Raw genomic sequence first — 17,515 nt, forward strand, 5'->3', positions numbered from 1 at the left:
TTTTAGTATTCTTAAATAGTTTAATACTACAGTTAAAGCTTCGCTTTCTAAATAAGAATAAGTTACTATCTATTTGTTTCGCATCTTGTTAACTATAAGCCTTAAAAATATTTATTCAATAAATAATTTGCTCTGATCCAAAGTTCAATTTTTCTGATCTTTATTTGTTCATTTTCATTTACCATATTCCATCTTCTTATATGCTTATTCAGCAATATCACTTTTATCAAATGAATTTTAAAGGGATTCTTAATTTTCATTCGTTTGAAATTATGATACATTTTCTTTTCTATGCCAAGGTATTTGTGATATTGAAGCGAAAGTCTATTCGGATCATTATATTCTCTATAAAAAGCCAAAGGTTCATTTATATAATATACTTTATGTCTATAGAACATACGTTGATAAAAATCAATATCTTCTCCCACTTTAATACTTTCATCAAATAATAGATCCGGCTGGAAAACCTTTTTTCTAATTAAAGGTGTTGGAGATTTAACAACCCATAAACATAACGCATTCCAAAAAACATATCCAGATCGTTTATCTATTTTGTTTTGTGCAGCTCCTAAATATTCTCCCGTTAACTTTCCATTTTTATCTACTACTGCAACAGCGGAATGTACACAGTCGACAGAACGATTTTTATTTAATATGTTAACCTGTTTCTCAATTTTGAAATTCTCCCAAAAATCATCATCATCTAAAAACGCAATATATTCTCCTTTTGCAAGCTTAATTCCATAATTTCTTGCTGATGATAATCCTCCATTTGATTTGAAATGATAACTACAATTAGAAAATTTTGCACAAATATCTTGAGCATAATTGTTCACAGAACCATCATCAATAACTAATATTTCAATATTTGAGTAAGATTGATTTACCACTGATTGAATAGCTGTTTGCAGATACTCCTTTCGGTTATATGTTGTTATAATAACTGTTACTAAAGGGAAAATCATTTATGCAAAAGTTTCGAAATAAAATACTGAATCAATTTATAAAAATATAATCTTCTTAGATTCTCCTCAGATTGAATGCTTTGGATACTGGAAGTATTTAAAAAATCTTTTTTATGAGTCCAAATATAATACCTGATATAATGATCTATAAAATACTTATACTTACCTGTTTGTTTAAAATAATTCAAGTATTTCGCTTTTTCATGATAAACAGTTTCCAATTTATTTTTCTGCAAAAATGATGAAGTCGAACCTTCATGTCTTCGGAAAAAGTTCAAGTTTTTATTTAGAAATGCAAATGAATTGTTTTGCAACAAATATGACCAAAGAAAAATATCTGAACACAATCTATTATTAAAAATTTCTGACGGAATAATGCACTTGGGTTTTCTAAAAACGACAGAACTTCCATTGGTAATAAATGTATTAAATGGCATTCTATTAAAAAAAACACTATTATCTATAATTCTATATTTGTCTTTTTTTACAGCTAATTCTTGAGTTCTATTTTCCGAGTTGTATATGATCTTACTATTTTCTATATAATTGCTTCCGCAAAAGGCCAAAACAGTTTCTTGACTATGCTCTAAAATGGCAACTAAATTCTCTAAAAACTCCGGTTCACAAAAATCATCAGTTTCTGCAATCCAAACATATTCGGTTTCTGCTAATTCAATTCCCTTTTGCCAAGACTTATATCCACTACCCGAATTTTCTTTATTTGTAATAAAATGTTTTACATTAAAATGTGGGTGTTTTTTTAAAAAATCTACAATAATTTCACAACTATTATCTGTTGATTTGTCATCAATAATTATTGCTTCCCAATCTGTGTAAGTTTGCTTAGAAATACTTTCTAATCTATCATTAATAAAATCCTGATGATTATAACTTGGCAGTACAATAGTTACTTTTGCCATTTTAAAATTATATTTTGAGATATTTTATTAACTAAACCTCTTAAAAGAAACAAAATAGTAATGTCGTTCTGTTGCATGTAAAATAAAAATTATCTGTTTTTTTTATCGCTATACAAATTAAGTTAGTATTTTCTATCTCTAAAATTGTCTACAGTTTCTTTTAAAAATCACTCTTTTTAGTAAAAGCCGAAAATCATTTCAAAACTTTTGTTTTAACTTTTTCCAAAATCAAACTTGGCTTCTTATAGTTTTTCTTAACAAAAACTATTACTTTATAAAACATAAACGAAAATTTAAATACTCTACTATTCTCATAATCCTGTTTTTGTTTTTTTAAATTCAAATATGAATTTCTATAAAATATCATTTTATTTTGCAATGTAAGCACGTTATTTGCTTGTGCGTTACTATGCTGTCTATATTCAAAATTAGTATTCGAAGCTTTTTTGGCATTCCAACCTTTTTCTACAATTCTTTTAAAAAGATTGTAATCTTCAGGCATTTTTGTTTGAATATAGCCCTGTACACTCTCATATGCTTCACGTCTAAACATTGAAGAACCATGAATAATATTTGATTCTCTTAAAACATCTAACAACTCATCTCTTGATTTTGTTTCTGGGAAAAAAACTTTAAAATGACTGCTACTGACAATTCCTCCTTGACTAGTCTCTGATAGCCCTTCATAAGTTAACTTCGCTCGCGGGCCAAAAAATGCATAATCAGAATAAGCAATACCAGTTTTTTTGTCTTGTGCTAGAATTTTCATTAATTCTTCAACATAATTACTTATTAATTTGTTATCAGCACCAAGAAAAAAAACAAAATCACCTGTAGTCATTTTTATTGCTTTATTAAAGTGGTTAACTATGCCTAGGTTGATCTCATTCCTGTTATATCTAATAAGTTTGGGATATCTTCGAGTATATTCTTCCGCAATAATTTGTGTTTCATCAGTTGAACAATCGTCAGAAATTAAAATTTCATTTGGAACAATTGTCTGCTTTAATACTGATTCTACTGCCTCAATTAGAAAGCTTCCATAATTATAACATGGAATAATACAAGTAATTTTATTATCTGTTAAAGAAGTACCATCTTCAACAGTTAGTCTGTTTAATTGATACTTATCCACTCCATTACCTTGATTACAAGATAAAGCTCCTTTAAATCTTAATTTAACTTCTTTTAAAACTAAATCGTTAAACTCTCCATGTGGATATGCAAACCAATCAAATCCATCTTTATCTAACTTTCTAATCTCATCTGGAATCTCTAATTCATTTACTATGAAATCTAGATCAACTACTTCTTTTAAATTTGGATGACTTCTTGTATGCCATTGTAATCTTCCTCCTCCTTCAACGAGTTTTAAAAGTTCGAACGAATTTGTAAAGTCTGCTAGTGGTTCAACTTTATCAAAAGAATTATCACTATCTAGATAATCAGATGTCAAAAAAAGCTCAAAAGGATAATTAAAATGTTTTAAAATTGGTAATGCATATTCATAGACATTTTTATAAATACCATCAAATGTTATTACAACATGATCCTTATTTTCTGAATCATAATCATTTAAATAAACAATTTTTTTACTTGACAATTCAACCATTTGTCTATAAAATTCATTAACGGAAACCCACCACATTGTAGGAGTATCAGGATGAATTTTATGATACATTAAAATCATTTCGAATATATTTCTAAATTATGGGTAAATTCTCTATAATTATAATAGAGTTGATTTATTTTAAAATATGGAAACTGTGAAGAATACCATTCATTTATATGGACCGAGATTAAAATTCCATCTTGCTTTAAAATTTTATCAATCAGTAAATAAATTAAAGAAGAAGATTTTCCAATATACTGAGGATACAAAACCCCTGTTATAATTACTAAATCAAATTTAATTTCGAACATTTTTTCAATTTCAAAAATAGACCCTGTCGAATAATCAACTTTTTTATTATTCTTTCTAGCGTATTTTATCGCTTTTTCCGAAATATCAACTCCATAGATATTTTTACCTGGCAAATCATTTGTGATAAATCCTTGTCCACATCCTATATCTAGGACGTTTTCATATTCTCTTTTAGGAATTTGATCTAAGAGGATTATCTTTCTTAAATGATCCTGAGAATTATTATTATATCCCCATGGATCCTCAGTGTCATTCCATTCATCCAGATCGTTAATTTTTTGCAACATCTTTTTTCATCCAGTTATGTTCTACGCTTATCATTCCCCATTCTGGGTTTATAGTTTTACCAGTACCAAATACATCATTCTCTTCAACACTAAATTCATCTACACTTTCAATATAATCTTCCAATCCAAATATAGAGCTTACAAAGCAATTTAAAATATAACTTCCTTTAACTAAGGGTATATTTGGAATCTCACATATAACGACTCCAGACTTAGGAATATCATTTAATTGATTTTTAAATGTAGATGATAAACTAATGATTCTATTTTCTTTAAAATCCCATATACTAACTCCAAACTCATTTACAAGAAATTCATCTGCAATTGTCTCATAAACTATCTCAATTTTCATATTAAGGCCAGTCATTATTTTGTCAGCATCAATAATTTTTACTTTAACAATTTTTACATTTCCTGATCCTACCCTGTCTTTCCTGTCAATTAAGTCTAAATTATTTCTTTTCACAGATAAATATCTGTCAATAGCTTCATCTATTTTTCCTTGAAATACCAATTCGCCATGTTCCAAAACAATTCCTCTAGTACACAAACTCTTTACAGCAGCCATATTGTGGCTAACAAATAAAACCGTTCTGCCTTCACCTTTAGAAATGTCCTGCATCTTACCGATTGCTTTCTTCTGAAACTCTGCATCTCCAACTGCTAAAACCTCATCAATAACTAAAATTTCAGGCTCTAAAAAAGCTGCTACAGCAAAGGCAAGACGAACAGTCATCCCTGAACTATATCTTTTTACAGGAGTGTCTATATAGCGCTCGCAACCTGAAAATTCGATAATTTCGTTTAGTTTTAAGGTAATTTCTTTTTTAGTCATTCCAAGAATAGCACCATTTAAAAAAATGTTTTCTCTTCCTGTCATTTCTCCGTTAAATCCAGTACCGACTTCTAACAATGAAGCAATACGTCCACGAGATTTTATACTGCCAGTAGTTGGCGCCGTAACTTTCGATAGGATTTTAAGAAGTGTAGACTTCCCTGCTCCATTTTTACCAATAATTGCTAAAACTTCTCCGCGTTTAACTTCAAAGTTTATATTCTGCAAAGCCCAAACATAGTCTGAAGTTCCTTTAGTAGAACGATCATTAGTTTCTCCTATTTTTAAATAAGGATCTTCCTTCCCTCTTAACTTGTACCACCAACGATTTAGATCATGGCTTATGGTTCCAGTACCAACTTGTCCTAAACGATACTGTTTAGAAATATTTTCAACCTTTAAAATAATGTCTTTCAATTTTAGAATAAACTAGATATAAAAATTATCAAACTCTCTTTAAACTGTATCTATAAAACTTTTCTCGGTTTTATTAAAAGTTAAAAGACCTATGAAAAAAATAGCGATAGTAACCGAAACTGTATAAACTAGTCCTAAAACTGAAACTTCACCAACATTTAAAAGCATACATCTTGAAGCTTCAATTATATAAGCAAGTGGATTATACTCAACAATCCATCCGTAATCTGGCAGTTTATTTTTCACTAATTCCATCGGATACATTACAGCCGACAAATACATTAATAATTGGATTCCGAAACTTACCAAATAACTAAAGTCTCGATACTTAGTGACCATTGATGAAATCAGCATTCCTAACCCTAACCCCAAAATTCCCATAGTGATAACCAGCAAAGGGAAAAACAATACAAAGCTATTTAAAATTAAATTTGCCCCCTTAAAATAATAGAATATATAAAATGCGATAAAAATTAAAAACTGGATCCCGAATTTAATCAAGTTTGAAATGACAACTGATAATGGGCTAATTATTCTTGGAAAATAGACTTTACCAAAAATGCTTGCATTTGCTTTAAAAGTGTCTGAAGTTCCATTCAAACAGGCAGTAAAATAATTCCACATTGTAATTCCTGCCAAATTAAACAAAAAAGGAGGTACAGAACCCGTATTGATTCCCGCTACATTATTAAAAATAATGGTAAAAGTAACTGATGTGAATAAAGGCTGTATTAAATACCAAAGCGGCCCTAAAATAGTCTGCTTATAAACTGTTATTATGTCTCTTTTTACAAAAAGAAACAATAGATCTTTATATTGCCAAACCTCTTTAAGATTTAGAGAGAGAAATTTATTTTTTGGTTTTATCTCGAACAACCAATCATCAGCCAAATTTGACTTGTTCATTATTACTTTTTATTATTAAAAAAAGGTTCAAGAAAAAATTATTAAAAGTCTTACACCGTTTAAATTAACAGGATTTTTATTCTTTGAAATTTATTTAAAATGCAAAAAAGGCGTTTTATAAAAAAACACCTTTTTTCTTACTAGAACAATTCTTTTAATCGTTTGATGAAAACACCTACTTATCCAAAACTTCAAAAGTTGAATTCATACTCTTAAATTCAGGAACAATCTTTTTCATCTTAGACACAATATCGTCATTGTCATAAAAATCAGCAATTCCAATTAACTCATCAATATCAATATGTAAATTTTCATATTCATCTTGTATCTCTTGAGCAATCATAATCTTATTATGATAAGTTGGCAATGTTTTAGAAGTATCATTTAATAATTCTTCGTATAATTTTTCCCCAGGTCTTAAGCCTACTATTTTTATTTTTATTTCTTTATCAGGAATAAAACCTGCCAGCTTTATCATTTTCCTAGCTAAATCAATTATTTTGACTGGTTTTCCCATATCAAAGATATAAATTTCACCACCATTCCCCATTGCTCCAGCTTCTAGTACTAACTGGCAAGCTTCCGGAATAGTCATGAAATATCTAATAATATCTTGATGTGTAATTGTAACCGGACCGCCTTCAGCAATTTGTTTCGTAAATAACGGCACTACAGAACCGTTAGATCCTAAAACATTACCAAAACGAGTAGTTATAAATTTTGTTACTCCAGGAATATTTTCACTTTGATTTTTCAAGAATAAAGACTGTACGTATTTCTCTGCAATACGTTTACTCGCCCCCATAACATTACTAGGATTAACTGCCTTATCTGTTGATACCATAACAAACTTTTTGACATGATATTTACAGGATAAATCAGCAAGATTCTTAGTTCCTTTTATGTTAGTTAAAATAGCTTGTGAAGGATTATCTTCCATTAATGGCACATGTTTGTAAGCGGCTGCATGAAAAACAACATGCGGATTATGGCTTTTAAACACCTTCTCTAATGCTTTTTTACTTTTTACATCAGCAATTATAGCAATTATTCTGGTTTCTGAATTCATTGCTAATGTCTCCAAACATAAATTATGAAGCGGTGTTTCAGCATGATCCAAAATAATCACAGCCTTTGGATTAAAACCAAGAACTTGTCTCACAATTTCACTCCCTATCGAACCAGCTGCTCCTGTAATAAGAATTGTTTTGTCTTTTAATTGCTTAGAAATTGATTTACTATCTAAAACAATTGGTTTTCGTTCTAATAGATCTTCAATCTGAATATTTTTTACTTTTTGCGAAATCTCTTTTTGATTTTCCCAATCTGAAATCAATGGAACAGTATATACTCGGTAATTAAACTCCAAGCACTGATCAACAATAATTAATTGTTCTTCTTTAGATAAACTTTTATCGGCTATAATTACACCTTCTGCAGCTACAGAACGCATTAAAGCAGGCAATTTTTTACGTAAAATTAAAATCGGAAGATCTAACATTCGCTTAGATGCATTCTGATTATTCTTGTCAACGAACCCAACAATTTTAAATCTAGAAGGAGTTTCAAACTTCAATGCATTGGCTACAGAGATTGCATTTGCATCTGTTCCATAAATTACAGTTCGAATCAATTTTGAATTTGTCTTTTCAGAGAAGTACATTTCAAAAGTCTGTTTTACTACTACTCGGTACAAAAACAAACTGCAAAATGATAAAACCAAATTTATAAAGAGTGCCGTATTCAAAAAGGCCTTATGCCCTGTATACAATTCAAAAACTAAATTGAAAAACAAAAAGAATACTAAAACTGACATTTGAGAAAACAACAGTTTTATCGCATCAATAAAAGAGGAATGTCTAATAATACCAGAATACGTTCGAAACAACCAAAAGAAAAATATATTAACTAGCAGTAAACTAGCAACAAAATAAGATTGATGTGATGTAATGATATACCCTAATCCTGTTCCCTCAAATAGCATATAGGTAAAAGTGAAGGAGAAAATCAGTACCATTATATCAATGGCAATAATAATCCAACGAGGCAAATAACTTAGGTTATTAATATTTGCTCTTAGATTCCTTGGTGAAAAAGAATTGTATAATATAGAGGCTATTTTGGTTGGTTGATCTGTCTCCAATTTGGTTTTGTTTAATTCCGTAAACTTTGTATGTCTTACAAAAATACAAATTAAAGGGTTTAAAAATTTATTTCTCCAATAAATTAAACCTTAACTCCTTTTTTCTTTTGTTTTAAAAATTCTATTAAATAAGATCCATATCCCGATTTTACTAAAGGCAATGCTAATTTTTCAAGTTGATCATCATCAATAAATCCTTGTCGCCAAGCAATTTCCTCAATACACCCCACTTTTAATCCTTGTCTTTCCTCAATTACTTGAACAAATTGTCCTGCTTGCATCAAACTATTAAAAGTCCCTGTATCTAGCCAAGCCGTACCTCTGCTTAAAATTCCAACTTTTAATTTTCCTTTTTCAAGATAAACTTTATTAACATCGGTAATTTCATATTCACCACGTGCACTTGGCTTAATATTTTTAGCTATTTCTACAACTGAATTGTCATAAAAGTATAATCCTGGAACGGCATAATTTGACTTAGGTTCTACAGGTTTTTCTTCAATAGAAATCGCTTTTTTATTTTCATCAAATTCTACTACACCGTATCTTTCAGGATCAGAAACATGATATGCAAAAACAACACCTCCTTCTGGATCAGCATTGTCTTTTAATAATTGTTGCATATTTGTTCCAAAGAAAATATTGTCTCCAAGTACCAAAGCTACTTTATCATTACCTATAAACTCTTCGCCAATTACAAAAGCTTGAGCTAATCCATTTGGATTTGGTTGTTCAGCATAACTAAATTTACAACCAATTGTACTTCCATCACCTAGAAGTTTTTTAAAATCAGGCAAATCATGCGGAGTCGAAATAATTAAAATTTCATTTATTCCAGCCATCATTAAAGTAGATAACGGATAATAAATCATTGGTTTATCGTAAACCGGCATTAACTGTTTGCTTACTGCTAATGTTAATGGGTGCAATCTTGTGCCAGAACCTCCAGCTAATATAATTCCTTTCATCTTTTGTGATTTTAGATTTTAGATCTTAGATCTTAGATTTCTTCTTATCTACTTGAAATTCTACAGTACTAATCTCAAAATCTTTTTTTTTACATAAACATCTTTTTTAAACTTTCTTTGTATTCAGGTACTTCAACATGATAAGTTTCTTTAATTTTTTTCTTATCTAGTAATGAAAACTCAGGGCGTTTTGCTGGAGTAGGATAAGATGATGATGGAATTCCACCTACTTTACAGTTATAGCCACCAAATTCTTTAATACTTAGTGCAAATTCGTACCAGCTAATCTCACCTTCGTTCGAATAATTATAAATTCCTGGAATCCATTTTGAAGATTCAAAAATATTAATCATTGCTCGTGCTAAATCAGCTGCATAGGTTGGTGAACCAATCTGGTCATTTACAACATTAATTTCATCTCTTTCCTGCATCAATCGTTGCATCGTTTTTACAAAATTGTTTCCAAATTTACTATAAACCCAAGAAGTTCTAATAATAATCGATTCGGGATTTTCCTTTAAACAAGTAATTTCACCAGCTAACTTGCTTTCTCCATAAACATTTATCGGATTTGTTTCTGCCTTTTCATCTAACGCAATAGATGAAGTTCCATCAAATACATAATCAGTCGAAACATGAATTAACTTGACATTATTTTCGAATGCATATCTCGCTATTACTTCTACTGCCTGGTGATTAATTATAAAAGCCAAATCTTTTTCTGATTCCGCTTTGTCAACAGCTGTAAAAGCTCCGCAATTAAAAATAATATCTGGTTTAACTCTATTTAGTTGTGATTGAAGTAATTCTAAGCTATCTAAAGTAATTTGAGTTCGATCGGCAAATATCCATTCATACAGTGGATAAGAAGGAGCTAAAACTGAAAGTTCAGATCCTAATTGCCCTGTTGCTCCAGTTACAAGAATTTTTTTCATTAAAACAAACTATTACAATTTTCTATAAAAGGCAAAATTTGATCTTTTTCTGAAACTATTGCTTCATCTAAATTCATTCCCCAATCAATGTTTAAAGAGGGATCATCAAATTTAATTCCGCCTTCTGAAGCTTTATTATAAAACTGATCGCATTTATACATTACTGATGCCGTTTCGCTGATAACAGAAAAACCATGAGCAAATCCTTGAGGTACTAATAATTGTTTTTTATTCTCGGCTGATAATAAAACACTAAATGCTTTTCCATAAGTAGGTGAATCTTTTCTTAAATCTACTGCAACATCAATAATTTCGCCATCTAAAACACGAACTAGTTTTGTTTGTGCAAATGGGGGGTTTTGATAATGCAATCCTCTTAAAGTATCTTTTTTTGAAAATGATTGATTATCCTGAACAAAATCAATATTAATTCCTAAATCTTCAAATTTAGTTTTACTATATGATTCAAAAAAATAACCTCTTTCATCTCCAAAAACAGCTGGTTCTACAATAAGTAAATCTTTTATAAATGTTTCTTCAATTTTCATATTATAAGCATAATCGTATTTTATGATTTAAAAAAAGTTGCAATCACTTCCTTTATTCTTTTCTTATCGTCCATTGTTAAATTCGAACCTGATGGCAAGCATAAACCACTATCGAACAAACTTTCAGCTATGTTGTTACCATAATAAGGATAACTCTGAAAAATTGGTTGCAGATGCATTGGTTTCCATAGTGGACGACTTTCAATATTCTTTTGTTCAAATACTATTCTTAGATCCTCCAATGTTTTCCCGATCTTTATTCTATCAATAGTAATTACTGAAAGCCAATGATTTGAAAAATAATTATCATTGATCTCTTTTAGAACAGTTACACCATCAATTTCACTAAAAAAATCTACATAAAAACTATGCATTTCTCTTCGTAGATGAATATGAGAATCTAAAACTTCCATTTGTCCACGGCCAATTCCCGCACATATATTACTCATTCTATAGTTATAGCCAATTTCGCTATGCTGATAATGTGGTGCATTATCTCTAGCTTGAGTGGAAAGAAAAACAGCTTTATTTTTAATTTCTTCACTCTTTGCTACTATAGCGCCACCACCAGAAGTTGTAATAATTTTATTTCCATTAAACGAAAGAACTCCGATTTCTCCAAAAGTTCCGCATTTCTGATTTTTATAAGAACTTCCTAATGCTTCAGCGCTATCCTCTAGAACAGGAATGTCATATTTTTTTGAAATGGCAGTAATATCATCAACTTTATATGGCATTCCATATAAATGTACTGCTATAATCGCCTTGGGCTTTTTTCCTTTTAAAATTCTATCTTTTATCGCTTCTTCTAGTGCAACAGGACAAATATTCCAAGTATCTTCTTCGCTATCAACAAATATAGGAGTTGCGCCTAAATATAATATAGGATTCGCAGAAGCTGAAAAAGTCATACTTTGACAAATAACTTCATCTCCAGATTTAACTCCTAATAGAATCAAGCCTAAATGTATTGCCGCAGTACCAGAACTTAAAGCTCCCACACACACATTTTCATTTAAATACCCCTCCAAATCTTTTTCAAAACCATTCACATTTGGCCCCAAGGGTGCAATCCAGTTTGCGTCAAATGCTTCTTGAATATATTTTTGTTCTGTACCTCCCATATGTGGAGAAGAAAGCCATATTTTGTTCTGATTCATTTTTTTATTATTTAGCACTATAACCTCCATCTACTAATAAATCAATACCAGTTATCCATTTTGATTTATCTGCAATCAAAAACTCTATAGCATTTGCTACATCTTCAACATTTCCTATTCCAAGAGGATGCATTTTTTTTATTTCGTTAACATTATCTTCACTAACTGAGTCTAAAATTTTCATTGACATATCCGTAATTACCATTCCTGGAGAGACACAATTAACTCTTATTTTTTTTGGCGCAAGTTCTAAAGCTAAAGCTTTAGATAAAGAAATCAATCCTCCTTTAGACATACAATAAGCTGCTTTAGCAGGCTGTCCTAAACTTCCCATAATTGAACTAATAAAAACGATTGATCCACCATCTTTTGAAAAATTATCTTTTTTTTGAAGTATTTTAGTAATCAATAGAGCTGGAATTGTATTTACCTGTAAAATATCTATTAAGAATTCAGATTTAGTAAATTTTAATGGAACTGTTCCCTCTTGTCCTGCCGAATATATAAAACTGGTAAAAGGTTCTCCAGACACCTTAACAGAGGTTGAAATGGCCTCATCTAACGCTTTTTCGTCCTTTACATCTATTGCAAAACAAGTATGCCCATGACCTTCACAAGAAGCAATTACTTCCTTAAGTTTCTCTTCTGTACGAGATATCAAAACAAGCTTAGCTCCTTTCTTTGATAAACTTATTGCTGTTGATCTACCTATTCCTGAAGAAGCTCCAACAATTAAAACCTTCTGATTTAATAATTCCATGGTTTTTATTTTTCAATAAATTCAATAATTTTATCTAGTGATACCATTTCTCCAATATCTTCTGGTTCAAATGATTTATCAAAAGCATCTTCTAATTCAACGATAAGATTTAAATGCCTTAGAGAATCCCAATTATCAACATTCTCTTGTTTTATATCAACAGGAAAATCATTTATTGGCAGTTCAAAAACTTCTGACATTATTTCAATTATTTTTTCTTTCATAACTATTTAAATATTTATAGTATAGTATTCTTTTATTTCTATATTTTGATTAGGATTAAAATAATATTTCTTTACTCCTTCTTCTGTTTCACTTTCTAAAATAAAACCTATCTTATCTAAAAATTCTTTAGACATTGCATTTTTTTTGGTCGGAATATATTCTGCTTTTAATGTTTTATCTGTGTATAAATTTATTTTTTTTATTATACTCAATAAAGTGATTTTTTCAATTTCTCTTCCTAAAATTCTACAACTCAACAGATAAGAATCTAAAAATAATTCATCATCTTTCTCATCGATAATACATTCAATTGTAATCCCGTTATCTCCAAATTTATCTTTAACATTAGCACAAAAAATATGACTTCCTGTATTTATTTTAGCTTTTAGATCTTCCTCTGTATAACGTTGAGAACGGAGATTAAACTGATTTGTTTTCTGTGTCATTTGAGCTAACCTAGAAATATTACTATCGTTTAAAGGAAGAATATCTACTACTATATCCAAGCTTGCCAAATAGTCATCCATATTTTCGAAAACTCTTTTACTTTCATTTCGAAAAAAATTTTCCTTATATTGTTCTGTTTTCTTAAGATCTTCATTTGAAAGCTGAAAAGTAGAAAAATGTTCATTGTAAACTTTCCAAAAGAAGTCTACAAGCTCATACGGTTTTTCAGGAAAATCTGGCACTTCAACTTCTGGTAAAAATTCTTTGACCAATCCCCTTTCAACCGGGTTATCATCAATAAAAACGAAGCTATCTGTACCAATATTTAATTCTTCAGCAATTGATTTTATGTTTTCAGCTTTATTTTGCCAGTTGATTCTATAAGCAGACAATACTTTGTCGTTTATTATATTGTTGGGATTGTTCTCCCAGAGCTCTCTAACATCATCTAAATTATTTTTACTGCACACGGCTAATAAAATTCCTTTTTGTGACAACGCAAATAACAATTCCTGAAAAGCTTTAAAAGTATTGCCCGGATAATCCTGTCCTAGCTTGATACCGTGAACGCCATCTTCTCCAACAACTCCACCCCAAAGTGTATTATCACAATCTAGTATTATACATTTTTTTCTCTTTAAACTAATGAAATCTAATTGTTTTACAAACCACTTTTTGAATGGCTTTCCTAACTTAGGATTTATAATCATTTGAGAAGTAAAAAAGAATCTCCAATCAATTTTTTCTAAACTCTGTTGTTGAAAAAACTGATTAATCTCAATTATTTTAACGTTATTTTTATAATCGGAAATCTCTTTTAAATATTCTGAATTAAACTGATTTATTGCTCCAGATAATTCTGCATATTTAATCTGCCAATTATTTTGATAGTTTTGTAAAAGAGTTAATATTACAATACGCTTATCAGTAATTAAAGACGTAATTAATGAAATTTTTGATCTTATTCCTTCAATTTCTTCAATTTGATTTTCAGGTGTTTTACTAAAATCTATTTGATAAAATATGACAATAGTGTCGTAATCAATGGGAGGCAAAGAAACATCTCCATAACCACTAAATTCTGTAGAATTTTCAAACAAGTATTCTACTGTGTAATTTCTATATACAAAATTATTCATTATTTTTCTAAAAGTTCTATTAGCCCTAAAGTTGGATTATATAAAAAACAAATTTTTCGTCCATTAAATGCTATCGCTGGGGTTGGTGGAATAATCGAAATAAAACGCTTTTTCTTCAATTCCTCTATTTTTGAATTAATATCGTCAATTTCATAACAAATATGATATATCGAAGTTCCAGACTTAGACAAAATTTTTGAAACAGGATTATCTTCTTGGCCTGGTTCTACAAGTTCTATTAAATGATCATTTTCATTTTTTAAAAAAAGTAAATTAACTCCTTGAAGCGGATCAAAAATAATTTCTGAACTTGGGCTGTAGCCTAAACTTAAAAACGATTTAATACTTTTTTCTATAGACTTGGTAGCTATTCCGTAATGATGTACTTTCATTAATATTCTATTAATTCACAAATATGTGTCTCTGATAAATCTAAAGTTGCTGCTGCCCAAGATAAACCAGCGCCAAAGCCACTAATAACAACTTTTTTATTATCTGCTTTCCAATTCTTTAATTCGCTGACAATCGTTAAAGGAATAGTTGCCGAACTTGTATTTCCAAATTTATCTAAGCTAATTGGTACATTCGACATATCGTATTTCAGTTTTTTTGCAAAAAATTCAATCATAAATTTATTTGCCTGATGAAAAACGATCGAACCATAATCTGAAATAGTTGTATTTGTCTTCTCTAAAAGTTCTTTGATACTTTTTGGAACAACTTTTAAAGTAAAATTAAATACATCTATTCCGTTCATATAAACTTCCAGCTCATTTCCAATACTTCCATCTTGACGTTCTTTTTCCTGTAAACTATATTCTGTAAATGGATATCTACTTCCTCCACCTTTTACACAAACTGCATCCCATCCTTCTCCATCTGTATGCAATACTGCATTAAACATATCTCCTTGAGATTTTTCTAGCAATGTAGCTGTTCCTGCATCTCCATACAGTAATGCATTCGTTTTGTCTTTTGGATTTACAATTTTTGAAAATGTTTCACCATCTAACAATAAAACCCTATTTACATTTGGTAAATTCAAATAAGACATTGCAGTTGTTAATGCATAGACATAACCACTACAAGCTAAAGATACATCAAAACAAATACTTTCTTTACTTAACCCTAATCTATGCTGTAGGATAGGTGCTGTTGCTGGTATTTTAAAATCTGACGTTTGTGACATAAAAATCAATACATCAATTGTACTTCTATCTATGTCCATATCATCAAATAACTTTTCTGCAGCTTTAAAACACAAATCTGATGCGCAAACATCTTTATCCACAATTCGACGTTCAACAATCCCTACTGAATTAATTGTTTTTTTTAGCTCCTCTTCAGTAAAAATATCTATTAAAGTATCATTTCTAATAATTGTTTTTGGCACACATGCTGAAACACCTTTAATTGCAACATTTGGAATTTGAATAAATGCCATAACTATCCTTTTACAATATTATAAATATCTCTAATGGTAGTAGCCTTTTCAATATCCTTACTTGATAAATCTGCTTCATACTCCTCTTCCATAACCGCCAATAATCCTAGAGCTGTAAGAGAACTCCATTCGTCTAAATTTTTAAATTCAGTATCCATATTCAAATCAGATATATCTGTATCATCAAAAATTTCTGCAAAATTTTCTATAAACTTACTTTCGTCCATTTTTACTTATTTTTATTATTTATAATTTTATCTTAACAGCAGGAACTCCTATGTACGTTCCACCATCCTTTATAGATCTCAATAAAACAGCACCAGCACCAACCACATTAAAGTTCCCAACTTTTCTTCCTTGTATAATACCACAATTAAATCCGAAAAAATTTTCATTCTCTATTGTTACATTTCCAGAGATTTGTGTATTTGGACTAAAAACATTATAATCACCTACTAAATCATCATGCCCTAAAGTTGAACGCGTATTAAATACATTAAAATTTCCGATTCTACAGTTACAACTAACAATAACATTCAAAGATAAAATATTTCCTTCACCAATGCTGCTAGTATGTTCATCTAAAAATTGTACTGTGGGATGTATAACATTTGGAAAGGTAATTTTAGGATTAGTAATTCTGTTTTTTATAGCTTTCAACACTTTAGAGTTTCCAATTGCTAAAACAACTTCTATATTTTCACAAATTTCATTTAAATCATCAACCCTTCCAATGACAGAACCGAAAGAATTTTGCTCTAATTCTTCATTATCGTCAAAAAAACCTAAAAAATTGTATTTCTCATTTTTTTGATCTAACATATCTCTCCATAGACAAAAAACTTCTTGTCCAAAACCGCCAGCACCTACTATTGCAATATTTTTCATTTTAATTTCCTCCGTTAAATGCTTCAACTGTAGCTTGTCCTTCTTGATTAATTCCTTCTTTCCTAAACACCTTAACTACTGTCTTCCACAAAATTTTCAAATCTAAAATAAAACTCAGATTATCTACATACCAAACATCATATTCAAATTTTTTCTCCCAGCTAATTGCATTTCGTCCATTTACTTGAGCCCAACCCGTTATACCTGGACGGATATCATGTCTCGTTTTTTGATTTTCATTATATAATGACAAATATTGAATTAGCAAAGGACGAGGACCTATAATGCTCATATCGCCTTTTAGTACATTAATTAATTGTGGCATCTCATCTAAAGAAGTCTTACGTACAAATCTTCCAATTATAGTCAATCTTTCTTCATCAGACAATAAATTTCCCGCTTCATCTTTTTTATCGTTCATTGTTTTAAACTTAATTATTTTAAAAACCTTTTCATTTAGTCCTGGGCGTAACTGAAAGAAAAAAGGTTTTCCATCATTAGCTAAATACAACCCAATAAAAACAATTATAAAAATTGGCATCAAAATGCATATACTCACTAAAGATATAATGAAATCAAGCGACCTTTTTATTTTTTTCTTATA

The 17,515-nt window shown here is 29.8% G+C and carries 19 protein-coding genes; all 19 read right to left on the bottom strand.

Going from position 1 to position 17,515, the window contains the following annotated elements:
• Window positions 1–101 precede the first annotated feature (101 nt).
• Entirely contained in the window at window positions 102–965 is an 864-nt protein-coding gene (locus tag B0A81_RS20085; RefSeq protein ID WP_089059659.1) for a glycosyltransferase family 2 protein, read from the bottom strand.
• Entirely contained in the window at window positions 962–1,885 is a 924-nt protein-coding gene (locus tag B0A81_RS20090; protein ID WP_089059660.1) for a glycosyltransferase family 2 protein, read from the bottom strand. Before B0A81_RS20090 ends, B0A81_RS20085 begins: the two co-directional genes overlap by 4 nt.
• Before the next feature lie 193 nt (window positions 1,886–2,078).
• Window positions 2,079–3,575 (bottom strand): glycosyltransferase, encoded by a 1,497-nt coding sequence (locus tag B0A81_RS20095; RefSeq protein WP_089059661.1) that lies wholly within the window; start codon window positions 3,573–3,575, stop codon window positions 2,079–2,081.
• Window positions 3,572–4,096 carry a methyltransferase domain-containing protein gene (locus tag B0A81_RS20100; protein WP_089059662.1) on the bottom strand — a complete coding sequence of 175 codons (525 nt, stop codon included), beginning with the start codon at window positions 4,094–4,096 and terminating at the stop codon, window positions 3,572–3,574. The genes B0A81_RS20095 and B0A81_RS20100 overlap by 4 nt, the downstream gene beginning before the upstream one ends.
• Window positions 4,080–5,348, bottom strand: a complete 1,269-nt coding sequence (locus tag B0A81_RS20105) for an ABC transporter ATP-binding protein (protein ID WP_089059663.1) — start codon at window positions 5,346–5,348, stop codon at window positions 4,080–4,082. Before B0A81_RS20105 ends, B0A81_RS20100 begins: the two co-directional genes overlap by 17 nt.
• A gap of 39 nt (window positions 5,349–5,387) precedes the next feature.
• Window positions 5,388–6,254 carry an ABC transporter permease gene (locus B0A81_RS20110; protein WP_089059664.1) on the bottom strand — a complete coding sequence of 289 codons (867 nt, stop codon included), beginning with the start codon at window positions 6,252–6,254 and terminating at the stop codon, window positions 5,388–5,390.
• 175 nt (window positions 6,255–6,429) lie between these two features.
• Complete coding sequence (locus B0A81_RS20115; protein WP_089059665.1) at window positions 6,430–8,397, bottom strand: polysaccharide biosynthesis protein; 1,968 nt, start codon at window positions 8,395–8,397, stop codon at window positions 6,430–6,432.
• 83 nt (window positions 8,398–8,480) lie between these two features.
• Window positions 8,481–9,365, bottom strand: a complete 885-nt coding sequence (gene rfbA / locus B0A81_RS20120) for a glucose-1-phosphate thymidylyltransferase RfbA (RefSeq protein WP_089059666.1) — start codon at window positions 9,363–9,365, stop codon at window positions 8,481–8,483.
• An 89-nt stretch (window positions 9,366–9,454) separates the two neighbouring features.
• Window positions 9,455–10,300: a dTDP-4-dehydrorhamnose reductase gene (gene rfbD / locus B0A81_RS20125; RefSeq protein WP_089059667.1), complete on the bottom strand. Its 846-nt coding sequence runs from the start codon at window positions 10,298–10,300 to the stop codon at window positions 9,455–9,457.
• Window positions 10,300–10,848 carry a dTDP-4-dehydrorhamnose 3,5-epimerase gene (rfbC, locus tag B0A81_RS20130; protein ID WP_089059668.1) on the bottom strand — a complete coding sequence of 183 codons (549 nt, stop codon included), beginning with the start codon at window positions 10,846–10,848 and terminating at the stop codon, window positions 10,300–10,302. Before rfbC ends, rfbD begins: the two co-directional genes overlap by 1 nt.
• 20 nt (window positions 10,849–10,868) lie before the next feature.
• A complete protein-coding gene (locus B0A81_RS20135; protein ID WP_089059679.1) occupies window positions 10,869–12,008 on the bottom strand; it encodes a DegT/DnrJ/EryC1/StrS family aminotransferase in 1,140 nt (379 codons plus the stop codon).
• A 7-nt stretch (window positions 12,009–12,015) separates the two neighbouring features.
• The gene (locus B0A81_RS20140) at window positions 12,016–12,768 is read right to left on the bottom strand and encodes an SDR family NAD(P)-dependent oxidoreductase (RefSeq protein WP_089059669.1); all 753 of its coding nucleotides are present in this window, start codon (window positions 12,766–12,768) and stop codon (window positions 12,016–12,018) included.
• A 5-nt stretch (window positions 12,769–12,773) separates the two neighbouring features.
• Window positions 12,774–12,992 carry an acyl carrier protein gene (locus tag B0A81_RS20145; RefSeq protein ID WP_089059670.1) on the bottom strand — a complete coding sequence of 73 codons (219 nt, stop codon included), beginning with the start codon at window positions 12,990–12,992 and terminating at the stop codon, window positions 12,774–12,776.
• 6 nt (window positions 12,993–12,998) lie between these two features.
• Window positions 12,999–14,579, bottom strand: a complete 1,581-nt coding sequence (locus tag B0A81_RS20150) for an HAD-IIIC family phosphatase (RefSeq protein WP_089059671.1) — start codon at window positions 14,577–14,579, stop codon at window positions 12,999–13,001.
• Window positions 14,579–14,971: a VOC family protein gene (locus B0A81_RS20155; RefSeq protein ID WP_089059672.1), complete on the bottom strand. Its 393-nt coding sequence runs from the start codon at window positions 14,969–14,971 to the stop codon at window positions 14,579–14,581. The genes B0A81_RS20150 and B0A81_RS20155 overlap by 1 nt, the downstream gene beginning before the upstream one ends.
• Entirely contained in the window at window positions 14,971–16,023 is a 1,053-nt protein-coding gene (locus B0A81_RS20160; RefSeq protein WP_089059673.1) for a 3-oxoacyl-ACP synthase III family protein, read from the bottom strand. The genes B0A81_RS20155 and B0A81_RS20160 overlap by 1 nt, the downstream gene beginning before the upstream one ends.
• 2 nt (window positions 16,024–16,025) lie before the next feature.
• Complete coding sequence (locus B0A81_RS20165) at window positions 16,026–16,250, bottom strand: phosphopantetheine-binding protein (protein ID WP_089059674.1); 225 nt, start codon at window positions 16,248–16,250, stop codon at window positions 16,026–16,028.
• Between the two features lie 19 nt (window positions 16,251–16,269).
• Window positions 16,270–16,911, bottom strand: a complete 642-nt coding sequence (locus B0A81_RS20170) for an acetyltransferase (protein ID WP_089059675.1) — start codon at window positions 16,909–16,911, stop codon at window positions 16,270–16,272.
• A gap of 1 nt (window position 16,912) precedes the next feature.
• The coding region (locus B0A81_RS20175) for a sugar transferase (protein WP_244281444.1) at window positions 16,913–17,515 on the bottom strand (603 nt) is incomplete at its 5' end.

The organism is Flavobacterium plurextorum, from assembly GCF_002217395.1.
Classification (GTDB): Bacteria; Bacteroidota; Bacteroidia; order Flavobacteriales; family Flavobacteriaceae; genus Flavobacterium; species Flavobacterium plurextorum.

Bases quoted from the DNA above. Each gene is read 5' to 3' on its own strand.
- B0A81_RS20085 (WP_089059659.1), bottom strand. From the start codon at position 965: ATGATTTTCCCTTTAGTAACAGTTATTATAACAACATATAACCGAAAG.
- B0A81_RS20090 (WP_089059660.1), bottom strand. From the start codon at position 1,885: ATGGCAAAAGTAACTATTGTACTGCCAAGTTATAATCATCAGGATTTT.
- B0A81_RS20095 (WP_089059661.1), bottom strand. From the start codon at position 3,575: ATGATTTTAATGTATCATAAAATTCATCCTGATACTCCTACAATGTGG.
- B0A81_RS20100 (WP_089059662.1), bottom strand. From the start codon at position 4,096: ATGTTGCAAAAAATTAACGATCTGGATGAATGGAATGACACTGAGGAT.
- B0A81_RS20110 (WP_089059664.1), bottom strand. From the start codon at position 6,254: ATGAACAAGTCAAATTTGGCTGATGATTGGTTGTTCGAGATAAAACCA.
- rfbA (WP_089059666.1), bottom strand. From the start codon at position 9,365: ATGAAAGGAATTATATTAGCTGGAGGTTCTGGCACAAGATTGCACCCA.
- rfbD (WP_089059667.1), bottom strand. From the start codon at position 10,300: ATGAAAAAAATTCTTGTAACTGGAGCAACAGGGCAATTAGGATCTGAA.
- rfbC (WP_089059668.1), bottom strand. From the start codon at position 10,848: ATGAAAATTGAAGAAACATTTATAAAAGATTTACTTATTGTAGAACCA.
- B0A81_RS20135 (WP_089059679.1), bottom strand. From the start codon at position 12,008: ATGAATCAGAACAAAATATGGCTTTCTTCTCCACATATGGGAGGTACA.
- B0A81_RS20140 (WP_089059669.1), bottom strand. From the start codon at position 12,768: ATGGAATTATTAAATCAGAAGGTTTTAATTGTTGGAGCTTCTTCAGGA.
- B0A81_RS20145 (WP_089059670.1), bottom strand. From the start codon at position 12,992: ATGAAAGAAAAAATAATTGAAATAATGTCAGAAGTTTTTGAACTGCCA.
- B0A81_RS20150 (WP_089059671.1), bottom strand. From the start codon at position 14,579: ATGAATAATTTTGTATATAGAAATTACACAGTAGAATACTTGTTTGAA.
- B0A81_RS20155 (WP_089059672.1), bottom strand. From the start codon at position 14,971: ATGAAAGTACATCATTACGGAATAGCTACCAAGTCTATAGAAAAAAGT.
- B0A81_RS20160 (WP_089059673.1), bottom strand. From the start codon at position 16,023: ATGGCATTTATTCAAATTCCAAATGTTGCAATTAAAGGTGTTTCAGCA.
- B0A81_RS20165 (WP_089059674.1), bottom strand. From the start codon at position 16,250: ATGGACGAAAGTAAGTTTATAGAAAATTTTGCAGAAATTTTTGATGAT.
- B0A81_RS20170 (WP_089059675.1), bottom strand. From the start codon at position 16,911: ATGAAAAATATTGCAATAGTAGGTGCTGGCGGTTTTGGACAAGAAGTT.